Source organism: Polaribacter gangjinensis (genome assembly GCF_038024125.1).
GTDB classification, from domain to species: Bacteria; Bacteroidota; Bacteroidia; order Flavobacteriales; family Flavobacteriaceae; genus Polaribacter; species Polaribacter gangjinensis.
Genome location: NZ_CP150662.1, coordinates 925,696 through 940,120, shown reverse-complemented (window position 1 = coordinate 940,120; position 14,425 = coordinate 925,696). Strand labels below are relative to the sequence as shown.

Annotated in this window: 15 protein-coding genes; 8 read left to right on the top strand and 7 right to left on the bottom strand. The window is 29.5% G+C overall.

The features are described 5' to 3' along the window. Positions 1-43: 43 nt before the first annotated feature. Positions 44-892, bottom strand: coding sequence for a DUF2911 domain-containing protein (locus tag WHA43_RS04130; protein WP_105047283.1), 849 nt, complete (start codon positions 890-892; stop codon positions 44-46). Between the two features lie 111 nt (positions 893-1,003). Here WHA43_RS04130 and WHA43_RS04125 point away from each other — a divergent pair, with 111 nt between their 5' ends. After that, on the top strand, positions 1,004-1,780 hold the full coding sequence (locus tag WHA43_RS04125; RefSeq protein WP_105045871.1) for an NAD(P)-binding domain-containing protein: 777 nt from the start codon (positions 1,004-1,006) through the stop codon (positions 1,778-1,780). A 4-nt stretch (positions 1,781-1,784) separates the two neighbouring features. Here the strand turns inward: WHA43_RS04125 and gldG are convergent, their stop codons facing one another. The 4 genes from gldG to WHA43_RS04105 form a co-directional block, all read right to left on the bottom strand. Next, the gene (gldG, locus tag WHA43_RS04120) at positions 1,785-3,425 is read right to left on the bottom strand and encodes a gliding motility-associated ABC transporter substrate-binding protein GldG (protein WP_105045870.1); all 1,641 of its coding nucleotides are present in this window, start codon (positions 3,423-3,425) and stop codon (positions 1,785-1,787) included. Continuing rightward, complete coding sequence (gene gldF, locus WHA43_RS04115) at positions 3,418-4,137, bottom strand: gliding motility-associated ABC transporter permease subunit GldF (RefSeq protein ID WP_105045869.1); 720 nt, start codon at positions 4,135-4,137, stop codon at positions 3,418-3,420. Before gldF ends, gldG begins: the two co-directional genes overlap by 8 nt. Before the next feature lie 86 nt (positions 4,138-4,223). Beyond that, entirely contained in the window at positions 4,224-4,508 is a 285-nt protein-coding gene (locus WHA43_RS04110; RefSeq protein ID WP_105045868.1) for a putative quinol monooxygenase, read from the bottom strand. A gap of 3 nt (positions 4,509-4,511) precedes the next feature. Beyond that, entirely contained in the window at positions 4,512-5,372 is an 861-nt protein-coding gene (locus tag WHA43_RS04105) for an SAM hydrolase/SAM-dependent halogenase family protein (protein WP_105045867.1), read from the bottom strand. A 129-nt stretch (positions 5,373-5,501) separates the two neighbouring features. Between WHA43_RS04105 and WHA43_RS04100 the strand changes: the two genes are divergently transcribed. From WHA43_RS04100 to WHA43_RS04080, 5 genes are all read left to right on the top strand, one after another. Then, a complete protein-coding gene (locus tag WHA43_RS04100; protein ID WP_105045866.1) occupies positions 5,502-6,455 on the top strand; it encodes a PhoH family protein in 954 nt (317 codons plus the stop codon). A gap of 78 nt (positions 6,456-6,533) precedes the next feature. Beyond that, a complete protein-coding gene (locus tag WHA43_RS04095) occupies positions 6,534-9,143 on the top strand; it encodes a T9SS type B sorting domain-containing protein (RefSeq protein WP_105045865.1) in 2,610 nt (869 codons plus the stop codon). 45 nt (positions 9,144-9,188) lie between these two features. Beyond that, a complete protein-coding gene (locus WHA43_RS04090) occupies positions 9,189-10,136 on the top strand; it encodes a phosphoribosylaminoimidazolesuccinocarboxamide synthase (RefSeq protein WP_105045864.1) in 948 nt (315 codons plus the stop codon). After that, positions 10,133-10,612 carry a hypothetical protein gene (locus WHA43_RS04085; RefSeq protein ID WP_105045863.1) on the top strand — a complete coding sequence of 160 codons (480 nt, stop codon included), beginning with the start codon at positions 10,133-10,135 and terminating at the stop codon, positions 10,610-10,612. Before WHA43_RS04090 ends, WHA43_RS04085 begins: the two co-directional genes overlap by 4 nt. Continuing rightward, positions 10,605-10,967 (top strand): glyoxalase, encoded by a 363-nt coding sequence (locus WHA43_RS04080; protein WP_105045862.1) that lies wholly within the window; start codon positions 10,605-10,607, stop codon positions 10,965-10,967. Before WHA43_RS04085 ends, WHA43_RS04080 begins: the two co-directional genes overlap by 8 nt. Before the next feature lie 175 nt (positions 10,968-11,142). Here the strand turns inward: WHA43_RS04080 and WHA43_RS04075 are convergent, their stop codons facing one another. Both WHA43_RS04075 and WHA43_RS04070 read right to left on the bottom strand, forming a co-directional pair. Then, a complete protein-coding gene (locus WHA43_RS04075) occupies positions 11,143-11,706 on the bottom strand; it encodes a fasciclin domain-containing protein (RefSeq protein ID WP_105045861.1) in 564 nt (187 codons plus the stop codon). Between the two features lie 84 nt (positions 11,707-11,790). After that, a complete protein-coding gene (locus tag WHA43_RS04070; protein ID WP_226742809.1) occupies positions 11,791-12,591 on the bottom strand; it encodes a sulfite exporter TauE/SafE family protein in 801 nt (266 codons plus the stop codon). 77 nt (positions 12,592-12,668) lie between these two features. Between WHA43_RS04070 and WHA43_RS04065 the strand changes: the two genes are divergently transcribed. Then, positions 12,669-13,088, top strand: a complete 420-nt coding sequence (locus WHA43_RS04065; RefSeq protein ID WP_105045859.1) for an IS1/IS1595 family N-terminal zinc-binding domain-containing protein — start codon at positions 12,669-12,671, stop codon at positions 13,086-13,088. A 109-nt stretch (positions 13,089-13,197) separates the two neighbouring features. Further along, positions 13,198-14,421 (top strand): hypothetical protein, encoded by a 1,224-nt coding sequence (locus tag WHA43_RS04060; protein ID WP_105045858.1) that lies wholly within the window; start codon positions 13,198-13,200, stop codon positions 14,419-14,421. The last annotated feature ends 4 nt before the right edge of the window (positions 14,422-14,425 follow it).

Here is a 14,425-nt window from a genome sequence, read left to right as displayed (position 1 = left end):
CCCAATTTTTCAATTGGGATTTTTTTATAAAATGAAAATCAAATTACATTGCTCCCCATTCTTTCAGAGAATCTTTGTTCATTTTAATGTAATCAGGATTTTTTCCTTCCTCAGCATATTTCAAAGAAGCTTTTGCAGCAGCAATTGCGCCTTTTTTGTTGCCTGCTTTTGCATGAATCAATGATTGTTGACGTAAAAACCAATATCTTGGTTTGTCTTTAGTCATTTCAACAGCTTTGTCAATCCATTCTTGAGCTTGTTTAATATCTTTATTTGCTTGCAAATAATACACTGCAGAAGCATAAAAATCATCAGCTGATGGACCTGCCATCATTTTTTCGATTTGAGAACTTACCATCATATCAGTTGGAGTTTCAAATTTTATACCAACATACACTTTCTCCCAAAGAATTCCGATTACAGCTGAATCGTTTGTAATATCATCAAAAGTCATGGTAAAAGTTTCAATATTCATAGGCATTTCCTGAACATTTACACTAGTTTGCAACGCAACTTTTGATTCGTCCCAAGTTCTTGGTGCTCCCCAATTTGTAGCATCAGAATAAAAAATTACATCCCAAGATTTTTCATTTGGTTTTGTAAAAATGGCATATGTTCCTTTTTTTAAACTTTTTCCATCAACAGTAACATCTGTCGAAAATGTAATTTTTGTGTTTGCATTTGCGCCTGTTCTCCAAACAGATCCATAAGGAACTAAATCCCCAAAAATGGTTCTGCCATTCATGTTTGGTCTTGAATATTCTAATGTAATATTTGTTAAACCAACAGCTTGTTCAATTTTTTGAGCAGTACTTGGTTGTGGAGTTTTGATTTGTGCATTCGTGCTAAATCCAACAACGGCAATAAATAGACTTAATATAATTTTTTTCATGATGTATGTTTTTTTTAAGTGAATCAAAATTACGATTTCATAATGGAGCAATTGTTAATAAAAACATAAAAAAAAAGCGACGTATCTTTGCAATTATTCAATGATTTTTAGATGCAAAAAGTAAGTATTTTAGGTTGTGGTTGGTTAGGAAAACCATTGGCGATTTCTCTGATTTCTAAAGGTTTTTTAGTGAAAGGTTCAACAACTTCTGAAGAAAAATTGAAATGGTTAGCTGATGAAAATATCATTCCGTTTTTGGTTGATATTTCTCAAGAAGAAATCAGTAAAGATTTTTTAGATGCATCAGTTTTAATCATCGCAATCACTTCAAAGAATGAATCGGATTTTAAAAGATTGATTTCACAAATTGAGAAAGCAAACATTCAAAAAGTAATTTTTATCAGTTCTACTTCTGTATATCCAAGTCTCAATAAAATAATGACCGAAAATGATGCCACACAAGAGCATCCTTTAGCAATTATTGAAAATTTATTTCGAGAAAATACCCATTTTAAAACCACCATCATTCGTTTTTCAGGATTGATTGGAGGTGTAAGACATCCTGCAAATTGGTTTCAAAACGGACGAAAAATTCCTCAACCAAATGGATTTGTAAATATGATTCATTTGACTGATTGCATTGCTATTATTGAAAAAATAATACAACAAAACTGTTTTGGAGAAACATTTAATGCGTGTTCAAATCATCATCCAACAAGAAAAGATTTTTATGAAAATGCTCGAAAAACTAAAAATTTTGAGCCACCAATTTTTGAGGAAAATGAGACACTGAATTGGAAAATTATCTCTTCTGAAAAATTACAAAAAACGTTGAATTATCAATTTTTAGTGGATAATATGCTTTGGGATTCTGAATTCGAAATTTAAGATTTTAACTGTACTTTCTTTTTCTCAAATAATTGAAAATTATTCCGAAAACAGCTAATAAAACCAAAGGTAAAATTACGTTGAAAAACTGCCAAAAAGTTCTTTCTTTATAGGCTTTTTGTTGGTCTAATTGTGCAATTTTGATGGTTTTATTTCTCAATTGCATCAGGCCAACATCATCCAATAAATAATCAATAGAATTTAGTAAAAAATCCTTGTTTCCAAAGGTTTCATTGGTCCATTTATCTCTTGATAAATCATAGGGATTTCCTTTTAACAATTGATTTTTTCCAACATCTCCATCAGCAATTACAATCATTTTGTTGTCATTTGAATTTCCTTTAAAAAGCTTTGTTTCAAAAGGTTTGATTCGGTTTTTGTAAGCAGATGTAAATTCGCCTTCTAATAAAATGGCAAACAACTGATTTCCATCTTTATAATCTTCTTCTTTGGGTTCTTCAGCAATGGATTGTAACTCAATAATTGAGGGAGTTCCTACTTTTTTTGTCAAAACCGAACTTTGCAACAACACCGTTTTTTTTAGATTATTTTGCAAAACATCAATCTGATTTGCAAATTGCAAACGAACAGGCATCAAATTTCTTGTAATTGCATGAGTTGGATTTCCATTTACAAGTGGATGAAAAAACCAATCAAAATTTTGAAATTGTGGTTGATTGCCAATATTTCCAGTTGCCAAAGCGATTTTTGCTGCATACAAATCTTTAATCAAATATGTGTTAATTCGAATTCCGTATGAAAATAATAAATCCGTTAAATTCAAATCTAAAGGATATGCCAGCATTTTTCCACCATTACTCAAACTGTCTTGTTCAGCTTGTACATTGTCTATCATCCACAAAGTTTTTCCACCATTTGTGATGAATTGATCTAAGGTAAACTTCTCTTTTTCAGTGAATTGCTCTGTTGGTTTTGCAATGATTGCCAAATCAAAAGTGGATAAATCTTCCAAAGTTTGTGCAGGATTTGATGCAACAGAATCTAGTGTAAATTTGGCTAATTTGTATTTTTTAGCAACTTCGCTCAAATAACTGTATTGAAAAATATCCTGTAATTCTCCATTTCCTGTAATAATTGCAACATTTTTAGTCTTATTTTGAGAAATAGTATGAATGGCATTACTAAAACTGTAACTCAAATTTTCAATGGCTTTTTCTAGTTGCTGTTCTTGTGAAACTGCGATTGCATTTGGCAGCAAAGAAACAAGCATTGTTTTTTCATCAAAATTGATTTCAGCCCAAGGAAAAATAATGGCTTCAGAAAATTTTCCTTCTTCTTGAATCGTTAACTGACTTGGCATCATTCCTTTTTTGATCAAAGCTTCACGTTGATCATCAGGATTTTCAAAATGGATTTTTATGTTCGAATTTTCGGATGAAAGTTCTTCTAAAAATTGTCTAGTTTCAGTTTGTAATCGTTTGAATTCTGATGGAAAATCACCTTCTAAATAAATGGTGATATGTAAAGGTTTTTTGATTTCGGAAAGGATATTTTTTGTAGTTTCTGAAAGTGTAAATCGCTTGTCAGCAGTTAAATCAAATCGTTTGTAAACGTATTGATTTACAATGTTTAACAAAATAATAATCCCCAAAAAAATACCGATTTTTTGAATCTTTTTAGTCATTTTCTAATCGGATTTTAGTGATGAATAAAAAGAAGCTTGTAACACTTACAAAATAAATCAAATCTCTTGTATCTATAACTCCTCTTGAAATACTTTTAAAATGCTCATTGATTCCTAATTTTTGAATTAGTAAAGCATCATTTCCAAACGAATTTGAAACGGCATCAAAACCATAAAAAAGTAAAAATGTGATGAAAACTCCCAAAATAAAAGCCACAATTTGATTTTTAGATAATGTGGATGTAAATAATCCAACAGAAGTATATGTTGAAGCTAAAAAAAGGATTCCTAAATAAGAACCAATTGTACTTCCAAAATCGATATTTCCAACAGGATTTCCTAGTTCATAAACAGTGTAAACGTATGTTGTTGTTGGAATAATTGCAATAACAGCTAAAAGTAATGATGCCCAAAATTTACCCAAAACAATTTGCCAATCAGAAATTGGTTTAGTTTTTAAAAGTTCTATGGTTCTGTTGTTATTTTCATCAGCAAAACTTTTCATGGTTATTGCAGGAATTAGAAATAACAATACCCAAGGTGTGAGGTAAAAAAACGGAGTAACATCAGCAAAACCAGCATTTAAGATGTTGAAATCATCATCAAAAAACCATAAAAATAAACCATTAATCAACAAGAAAAATCCGATGACTAAATAGGCAATGGGCGATGTGAAAAAGGAATTGATTTCTTTAATCAGAATAGCTTTCATTTGAAGGGTTTATTTTTTGTTTCTGTTGTTTTTTTTGTTTGCTGATTAGTTTTAATTTTTGGAAATTTCAATTCAAAATTCAAAACTCATAATTTATTAACACTCCAAGCTTGTGGTTTATCATTAAAATACGTTTTGGTTTGTGCCCAAGTTTCAATAAATAATTCAGAATTTCGATAATTTTCCAAATCACTTTCATTTTCCCAATGAGAATAAGTGAAAAAGATTTCAGGATTTGATTTGTCTTGATATAATTCTAATAACAAACATCCTGCAGATTTTTTTACCAGCGATTTTTTTTCATCAAACATTTCCAAAAATTCAGGAATAAATTTTGAATGGAAACTCATTTTTACGATTCTTACCAGCATAATTTATTGTAAAGGTGAAAATTCAGGTTCATTTTCTGAATGGAAATCAATGGTTACTCTATCTCTATATTTCAAACCTAATAAAGTTGATGCGCCACCTAACGACTTTAAATTACTTCTAAAAATAGCCAATTCAAGATAGTCTGCTGAGTTGAATAGCGCTAATTTTTCACCATCAAAAATGGTTGAATTTGTGCCATATTCTCCAGTAATTTCATTGTATTTATTGAATATTTTAGTGAATTTATGTTTTGACGCGCTCACAGTAAATTTTCTATTTTTACCAATTTCCTGAAACATTTTTCTGCTAATATTGGTAATTAAATTTCCAAAATTATCAACATACAAAACCCCTCCAATAATTTGATTTTGAAGTTCATTTATTTTTGGTTTGATTTCGGTATTTATTTTAATCTCTTTAATTTCTTTACCAATAACGGTTAAATTTCCTCCTCTAGCAATAAAACAAGCTACATTCACAAAAACGTCCAACACAGGAAAACTAGTTTCAATTCGATCGTGAATATTGATTTCCACCATTTTTGTAGGCTGAATTTCAGAGACAATCATTGATATTGAACCATTATCAGGACACACAAAAAAATGATTATCAATTTCTAATGCAATGTGTTTGTTGTCATCACTTAACTCAGAGTCTACACCCACAATATGAATAGTGCCTTTCGGAAAACTTTTGTAAGAATTTTTTAAAATGTAAGCAGTTTCTGCAATGTTAAAAGGTGAAATTTCGTGCGAAATATCCACGATTTTAGCATCTGGAAGTTGCGATAAAATAGCCCCTTTTACTGCACCAACAAAGTGGTCTTTTGTCCCAAAATCAGTAGTTAATGTAATAAAAGACATTCTATTTTTTGTTGTTAATTAATTGTGTAAAAGTTGTTAACTATTTAACGCAAATCTACTAAAATAAGTACTTTTTATTACTATTTTTAAAATATAAATTCTAGTCACTATAATCCTAAACTGAATCATTTGAACGAGAGAATCATAGAGTTAACGGAAATAAGTCCAAAAGATTTTTTTGGCACACAAAACAGTACTATCGAACAACTAAAAAAGTACTTTCCTAAGATTAAAATTGTTGCAAGAGGATCTAAATTAAAAATTTATGGAGAACCAGAAATTTTAGATGAATTTGAAATTCGATTAGACCGTTTGATAAAATATTTTAATCGCTATAATAAGTTAGATGAAAACAGTATTGAGCGAATTTTAACATCTAATGGAGAGGATGAAAAATCAATTGCTTCACAAAATTCAAAAGATGTTTTATTACACGGTGTAAGTGGAAAATTAATAAAACCACAAACTGAAAACCAACGTAAAATGGTGTCACTGATGCATGAAAACGATATGCTTTTTGCTGTTGGTCCTGCAGGAACAGGAAAAACTTATACAGCAGTTGCATTAGCTGTGAAAGCTTTAAAAGAAAAGCAAGTTAGGCGCATTATTTTAACAAGACCCGCAGTTGAAGCAGGAGAAAATTTAGGATTTTTACCTGGAGATTTAAAAGAAAAATTAGATCCTTATATGCAACCTTTATACGATGCATTGCGCGATATGATTCCGCATGAAAAATTAGAAGCTTACATTGAAAATGGAGTTATTCAAATTGCGCCTTTGGCTTTTATGAGAGGGAGAACTTTAGACAATGCCTTTGTAATTTTAGATGAAGCTCAAAACACTACTCACAATCAAATGAAAATGTTTTTGACACGAATGGGAATGCATGCAAAATTCATTATTACAGGAGATCCTGGTCAAATTGATTTGCCAAGAAAACAGGTTTCAGGATTGAAAGAAGCCTTATTGGCATTGAAAGATATTGAGGGAATTGCACATGTTTATTTAGATGATAAAGATGTGGTAAGACATCGTTTAGTGAAAAAAATAATTCACGCATACAAAAGCATTGAAACAGAATAGATAAAACATTGATTTTTTGTGTTCTATTAACATATTAACGCTGAATTTTTTCAAAATCATTCAGTATTTTTGTTTTTAATGAAACATTTTTTTCAATTACTATTTTTTCTTGTAAGTTTTTTGGGTTTCTCCCAATGTCCACCTCCAGGTGAAATTGTGCTTTCTTCTCAAGAAGAAGTTGATCAATTTGTTGCTGATTACAGTGGAACTTGTGATGGAATTTCGGGTGATTTAATACTTTTATCAAAACTTACTGGTGTCAATACAGATAATCCTGCAGCTTCTGAAATTACAGACATTTCAGGGTTGGACTTTCTGAAATCTATCAATGGATCATTAACAATTACTATTAATGCATCTGAAATTATTGGATTTAATTTGTTGACTAGTGTTAGAGGAGATATTGAAATAACTAGCTCATCTTCAATTCAAAAGATCAATGGTTTTAACAATTTGACTTTTGCAAGAAGAATTGTAATTGCTAACAATACACAACTTAAAATTATAGAAGGTTTTCAAAAAATCGAATCTTTAGAGAGTAGTATTGAAATCGGTAATAATGATTTACTAGAAGAAATTCAGGCATTCAATAATATTTCATCAATAAAAGGCGAGTTAAACATTAGTAATAATGAAGCACTACAGAAAATCCCATCATTTTCTAAGCTGATAGAAATTTTTAGTGATTTGAATTTAACTTCAAATCCAAAATTATTTTCTATTGATGGGTTCAATGAATTACGGGTTATCGGCAATGACTTGAATATTGAATTTATAAAAGAGATTCATGGATTTGATAATCTTAGGTTTGTGAATCGTTATTTAGATTTCAGAAATGGTATTGAAAAAATCCCAAGTTTTAATAATCTTGAGAAAGTTGGTGCTGGTTTTAGAATTCAAAATACAAGTTTACAGAGCATTAATGGTTTCAATAGTTTGTTAAAAACTGGTGATGATTTTTTTTTAGAAGATTGGTTTATCATCTCAGAAAATCCAATTTTAAACGAAGTTCGTGGTTTTGGCAGATTCATTTTTGTTGAGGGGATGTTAGAGGTTAAAAATAATCCTCAATTAAATGATTGTTCATGGCTTTGTAATATCTTAAATAACGGAAAAATTACTGGGAATTTAATAATACAAAATAATTTAGGAAGTTGCCTAAATGCTTCAAAAGCAATAGAAAATTGTAATAAAGATTTTGACAATGATGGCATTGCAAATGTCATTGATTTAGATGATGATAATGACGGAATTTTAGATATTGACGAAGGAAATGGTTTGATTGATACTGATAATGATGGTTTTCCTGATTCAATGGATTTAGATGCTGATAATGATAACTGTTTTGATGTTATAGAAGCTGGTTTCGAGGATGATAATGGTGATGGAATTTTAGGAAATTTACCTACAAATGTTTATTTTAACGGAAAAGTTATTTTAGTTTCTTCAGGATATACAACTCCTTTGGATGCAAATTCAAATGGAACTTTTGATTTTCAAGAAGAAAGTACCTTGAATCCTGGAAAAAACGGAATAATTGAAATTTGTTTAAATTCTCCACAAACTGATTTGATTGATGGTTTAAATGGAAATCCTGAACCAGGTGGATTTTGGACACCAGCTTTACAAAGTGGTACTGGGATTTTTAATCCGTTTGTTGACAAAGCAGGAATTTACACATACACACATACAAACAAAACACTGAATTGTGGTGAAAGAACTGCACAAGTGTTAGTTGAAATTCCCTCCACGTTAAATGCGGGTTTAGATACAGAAATTACTCTTTGTGAAGAAAAAAGATTGATCAACTTATTTGATTTATTAAATGGAAATCCCTCTCAAGGAGGTTCTTGGTCTCCTGAGTTGGCAAGCAAAACAAATATTTTTGATCCCACAATTGATAAAGCTGGAGTGTATACTTATACAATTAATGATGAATTTTGTGGACGAATTTCATCAAAAATCACTCTTAAAAAAAGCTCAAAACCCAATGCAGGAATTGGAACAAAAATTGAAATTTGTGAATTTTCTCCAAGTATCAATTTGTTTGATTTTCTTACAGGAAATCCAGATATAAACGGAACTTGGTCGTCAAATTTACCAAACGGAATTTTTAATCCTTCAATAAATTTATCAGGTAATTATACGTATACGGTTGATAATGGTAGTTGCGGAATTGATACTGCTACAATTGAAGTTGTTGTTTTAAAAGACAATCCTTTAACAAACGTTACTGTAAATGTCAATGACTTTTCAGCAACAAATAACCAAATTCAAGTGTTTGTTTTCAGTACAAGAAAATATGAATATTCTTTGGATGGTGTTCAATATCAATTAGATAATGTGTTTAATAATGTTGTTGGTGGTGAGCAAACAGTTTATGTAAGAGGTGTTGATGGATGTGAATTTTATTCCGAAAAAGTTTTTGTAAAAACATATCCTACATTTTTTACTCCAAATAACGATGGAGAAAATGATTTTTGGCGTTTGAAAGATTTCCCTTTTGATAACTATAAAATTCTAATTTACAATCGTTTTGGAAATGTTATCAAAGAAATCTCAAGCAATTCAGGTTTTTGGGATGGTAATTTTAATGGAAATCCCGCACCATCATCAAATTATTGGTTTAAAGTTGTAACAGATTCAGGACAAATATTTACAGGTAATTTTTCACTACTAAGAAAATGATTTCATAAAAATTAACCCTATTTTTGCCAAAATAACAAGTATTTCATGAACACAATTAACGAAACAAACTTCCAATTCCCAAACTTAAAATCAGTTTACAAAGGAAAAGTAAGAGAAGTATATAATATCAATGATGAACTTTTGGTAATGATAGCAACTGATAGATTGTCTGCTTTTGATGTGATTTTACCAAAACAAATTCCATTTAAAGGGCAGATATTGAATCAAATAGCTACTAAAATGATGGACGAAACTGTTGATATTGTTCCAAATTGGTTGATAGCAACTCCTGATGAAAATGTAGCAATTGGTCATTTATGTAAACCTTTTAAAGTTGAAATGGTGATTCGTGGATATTTATCAGGTCATGCAGCTCGTGAATACAAACTTGGAAAAAGAGTGTTGTGTGGTGTGGAAATGCCAGAAGGATTAAAAGAAAATGACAAATTTCCTATTCCAATGATTACGCCTTCTACAAAAGCAGATAATGGTGATCATGATGAAGATATCTCAAGAGAAGATATTTTAACAAAAGGAATTGTATCAGAAGAGGATTATTTGGTATTAGAAGATTATACTCGAAAATTATTTCAAAGAGGTACTGAAATTGCGGCTAAAAGAGGGTTGATTTTGGTCGATACAAAATATGAATTTGGGAAAACAAATGATGGAAAAATTGTTCTGATAGATGAAATTCACACACCAGATTCTTCTCGCTATTTTTATGCAGATGGCTATCAAGAAAGACAAAATAACAATGAAGCACAAAAACAATTATCCAAAGAATTTGTGCGTCAATGGTTGATAGAAAATGGTTTTCAAGGAAAAGAAGGGCAACAAATTCCTGAAATGAATGATGAAAAAATCACTGAAATATCCAACAGATATATTGAATTGTTTGAACAAATCACAGGTGAAAAATTCGTCAAAGCAACTACTGATGATGTGTTAGCAAGAATTGAAAAAAATGTGATGGATTTTCTATCTAAATGAAAGCAGTAACGCTCAAACAACTTAAAGACGAACTTTCTCATAAATCTGCCAATGAATTGAAAGAGTTGTGTTTGCATTTGTCTAGATTTAAAAAGGAAAACAAAGAATTATTGACCTATTTATTGTTTGAGTCTCATAATGAAGAAAGTTACGTTGCATCTATAAAGGCTCAAATGGATGATCAATTTGAGGAAATTAATACAAAAAACTATTTTTTTATCAGAAAAACAGTTCGTAAAATTCTTACCCAAACAAAAAAATACATTCGTTATTCAAAAAATAAAGAAACCGAAGCTTCACTTTTATTACATTTTTGTAAAAAATTAAAATTGATGAAACCTTCAATTCATCAAAGTCAACGCTTAGAAAATGTATATTTTTCACAGCTAAAAATGGCGACGAAAGCCATTGAAAAGTTGCATGAAGATTTGCAATATGATTTTCAAATAGAACTTGATAACATTACAAATGCCTAAAGAAAGACCCATTATAAAAAATATTATTTCAGATACTACGTTGACTTTTGAAATATTTCAAAATGCTACTTTACGTCCAGTCATTAAAATGCAGCATGATTTGATTTTAGCATTGTTTCAAAGCTATGTTCAAAAGAAGAAAATTGATATAATAACCCTTGAAAATCATAAGGCAAAAGATAAAATTAAATCAATATTTGAGAAAGATATCAATTTCAAACACTTGATTTTTGGAATCATTATTGGTCATTTTTCATCAGAAGAGTTTGAAATTTACAATTCAAATACTTCTGAATTTCACAAACGAATCATTCAAATCACAGTTCAAAGAATTCAAGATACTTTTTTAAAATGACAAAACCACTACCTAAGTAGTGGTTTCAATCAATCAACCAAAAAACTTCTTTTAAACTTTCGCACAAAATGCAAAATAACTATGAGAAGTGTTTACTTTATAATATTTTACTGAATTACGTTGTAAAGATATGGATTATATGTTTAACAAAATGTTAAAAAAATGAAACAATTAGTTATTTTGGCATTACTACTGTATCAATTGCATGAATAACACCATTTGATGCAGCTACATCTGTCATAACAACTGTTGAAACATTTCCTTTAGCATCTGTCAATATTACTTTTCCTCCTTTTAATGATGCAGTTAATGTATTTCCTTGAACAGTTTTAATTTCAATCTTACCTTTATTGTCTTTGATAGCTTTCAATACATCTTTTGCAACGAATTTACCAGCAACAACGTGATATGTTAAAATTGCAGTTAATAATTCTTTATTTTCTGACTTTAATAATGTGGTAATTGTTCCTTCAGGTAACTTAGCAAATGCTGCATTTGTTGGCGCAAATACTGTAAAAGGTCCATCACTATTTAATACATCAACTAATCCTGCAGCTTTAACTGCGGCTACCAAAGTTGAAAAATTTTCATTTCCTACTGCAACACCAACAATAGTTTCTTGAACAGTTGCATTTTTAGTAGTTTCTTTTTTATCCTCGTCAGGATTTGTTGTATTTGCTATTGTAGAAAATGAAATAACTGTTACTAATACGAATGGAATAATTTTTTTAATAAACATGATTTAGATTTTAAGTTCGATACAAACTTAGAACTAAATCAAATTCAAAATGTTTAATTAAAAGTTAAAAAAAATAAACAAAAGTTAAATTACATATTTTAACAAAATACGGATACTTACAAATGCAATTAAAATTGCTGTAGCTTTTTTTAATAAAATAGGAGATAAGAATTTTGAGCTAAGCCTATTTCCGATTTGACCACCAATAAAAACTGCTATTAAAAGAATTGATGTCAAATGCCAACTTACCTTAAAATTTGGATTAGAAAGTTGACCACCCAAACCAGCTAATGAGTTAACTAAAATAAAAATACTGGATGTTGCTGCGATTTTTTTTGGAGTATCCCAGTTTGTTAAATGCAAAATAGGTGATAGAAAAATTCCACCACCAATTCCAACCATTCCTGAAATAAAACCTATAAATCCACCCAAACCAATATTCTTTACAAAATTAGTTTTCTCTAAAAAATTATTTTCAGTGTAAATTTTTTTTGAAATCCACATGGTTATAGCCGCAAATAAAAGTGTGAATCCTAAAAGAATAAAAAATAGTTGTTCTGTTATTTTTAAATATCCTCCTAAATAAGCCATTGGAACACTAAATATAACAAGAGGTAATATCTTTTTAAAATCAATTATTTTTTCTTGATAAAATAAAACAACATTTCCACTAACTACAACAATATTACAGAATAAAGCTATTGCTCTCATTTCTGTGAAAGCAATGGATGATAATGCTAAAATGGCTAAATAACTTGATCCACCACCAAAACCAACTGAGGCATAAAGTAATGCAACTGTAAAAAATAATAACACCAAATGCCAATTGTTGATAAAAATGTCTAACATATTCATTCTAAAATCAAAAACAATATTACTATACAAAAACTATTTTATAATGTTTTTAATTATTTTTTTTATTATTATTGCTAAATTAATATATCTATGCTAAAAAAATATATATGAAATTAAATACCTGTCCAAATTGCTTATCTGAAGAGTATATTAAAAGTGGTGTTATTAATGAGCGTCAAAGATTTAAGTGTAAAAAATGCAATTATTATTTTACTGTAAATAAATTAGGTAAAAAGATTGATGACTATTTTGTTAATAAAGCACTCCAATTATATCTGGAAGGATTGAGTTATAGGGAGATTGAACGAATTTTAGGAATATCGCACGTAAGTATTTTAAACTGGGTAAAAAGATATGGAATCAAAAGACCTTTAAATAAAAATTATCATCCAACGTATAAAATTTTAAATGCTTTAGAATTATCAAGTTACTTTCAAAAAGCAGAAAATTTAAAAGGAGCAGGAGTTGTGGTTACTGAACTAGGAGATAAATTTATGCTAATAAAATGGGAGCGTTTTAAAGAATAACTATTTTAAATTTACATAAAACTATATATTATTTTTTTTCAGATAAGTTTTTATTGACATTCGTTGGAAGTTAAATCAATCACAACCAAAATTTATCAATTAAAAACTTATGAGAAATCTTCATAATTTTCTACTTGTATTTTTACTATCAATTTCTTTTAAAGTGTTTTCTCAAGGATCACCAAATTATGATGGAGGAATCAAAGTTACTTTAAACAAAGATGGTAAAAAATATATTCGGATTATTTCTTGGGCTCAGGTTCAAGCTTCTTACGCTGATCAAGTTGCAGATAATGAATCAAATACCAGTTTCAATTTAAGACGCGCACGAATTTTAATGTATGCACAACTTAATAGCAAATTTTTAATTCTTACTCACTTCGGATTAAATAGTTTGAATTCTTCTAATATGTCTCCAATCGGAAAAGGTGAGGCTTCTCAACTATTTTTTCATGATGTTTGGGTACAATATCAAATTGCAAAAAATCATACAGTTGGTGCAGGCTTGCATTATTTTAATGGTATTTCTAGACTGAATAATCAGAGCACTTTAAACTTTTTAACACTTGATAATAACAGGCAATCTTGGGCTACTTTAGGATTATCAGACCAGTTTGTTAGACATATAGGAGTTTTTTTTAAAGGTAATTTTGAAAAACTTCAATACAGATTGGCAATTAATGATGCTATTGTTAATGGATTAGATCTAAGATCTCCTACAAACAACGGAAGTGCTGTTTATGGTGGAGCAAGATTATTAGGTACAAAAGAAGCAGGTAAAACTTTCGCAGGATATTTTGACTATCATTTTTTAGATCAAGAGTCCAATTTATTACCATTTAAAGTTGGAAGTTATTTAGGAGAAAAACGAGTTTTCAACCTTGGTTTTGGATTTTTTGCACACCCAAATGGTGCTGTATTTGCAGATAATCTTGGAAACATTTCTGGTGAAAATGTATCAATTTTTGCAGTTGATACATTTTACGATGCTCCACTTTCTGATAAAGGAAGTTCAATTACAGCATATGCAGTGTATCAAAATAACAATTATGGAAAAAATTATTTATTCAATGCTTATGGAACAGGCTCAATGATATACTCTCATTTGGGGTATACATTAGCTGGTGATACCTCAAAAACTAGATTTCAGCCTTATGTTTCTTTTGCAAAGAATTCATATGATGCTACTAAAGATAACAGAAATATTTTAGGAATTGGCGCAAACGCTTATTTTAATGGGCACAATTCTAAAGTAACACTAGAATATCAACATCAAAAATTTGGTGTTTCTTCTTTAAATACACTAACACTTCAAGCAATGATTTACCTTTAAATTT

Bases quoted from the DNA above. Each gene is read 5' to 3' on its own strand.
- WHA43_RS04130 (WP_105047283.1), bottom strand. From the start codon at position 892: ATGAAAAAAATTATATTAAGTCTATTTATTGCCGTTGTTGGATTTAGC.
- WHA43_RS04125 (WP_105045871.1), top strand. From the start codon at position 1,004: ATGCAAAAAGTAAGTATTTTAGGTTGTGGTTGGTTAGGAAAACCATTG.
- gldG (WP_105045870.1), bottom strand. From the start codon at position 3,425: ATGACTAAAAAGATTCAAAAAATCGGTATTTTTTTGGGGATTATTATT.
- gldF (WP_105045869.1), bottom strand. From the start codon at position 4,137: ATGAAAGCTATTCTGATTAAAGAAATCAATTCCTTTTTCACATCGCCC.
- WHA43_RS04110 (WP_105045868.1), bottom strand. From the start codon at position 4,508: ATGCTGGTAAGAATCGTAAAAATGAGTTTCCATTCAAAATTTATTCCT.
- WHA43_RS04105 (WP_105045867.1), bottom strand. From the start codon at position 5,372: ATGTCTTTTATTACATTAACTACTGATTTTGGGACAAAAGACCACTTT.
- WHA43_RS04095 (WP_105045865.1), top strand. From the start codon at position 6,534: ATGAAACATTTTTTTCAATTACTATTTTTTCTTGTAAGTTTTTTGGGT.
- WHA43_RS04090 (WP_105045864.1), top strand. From the start codon at position 9,189: ATGAACACAATTAACGAAACAAACTTCCAATTCCCAAACTTAAAATCA.
- WHA43_RS04085 (WP_105045863.1), top strand. From the start codon at position 10,133: ATGAAAGCAGTAACGCTCAAACAACTTAAAGACGAACTTTCTCATAAA.
- WHA43_RS04080 (WP_105045862.1), top strand. From the start codon at position 10,605: ATGCCTAAAGAAAGACCCATTATAAAAAATATTATTTCAGATACTACG.
- WHA43_RS04075 (WP_105045861.1), bottom strand. From the start codon at position 11,706: ATGTTTATTAAAAAAATTATTCCATTCGTATTAGTAACAGTTATTTCA.
- WHA43_RS04065 (WP_105045859.1), top strand. From the start codon at position 12,669: ATGAAATTAAATACCTGTCCAAATTGCTTATCTGAAGAGTATATTAAA.
- WHA43_RS04060 (WP_105045858.1), top strand. From the start codon at position 13,198: ATGAGAAATCTTCATAATTTTCTACTTGTATTTTTACTATCAATTTCT.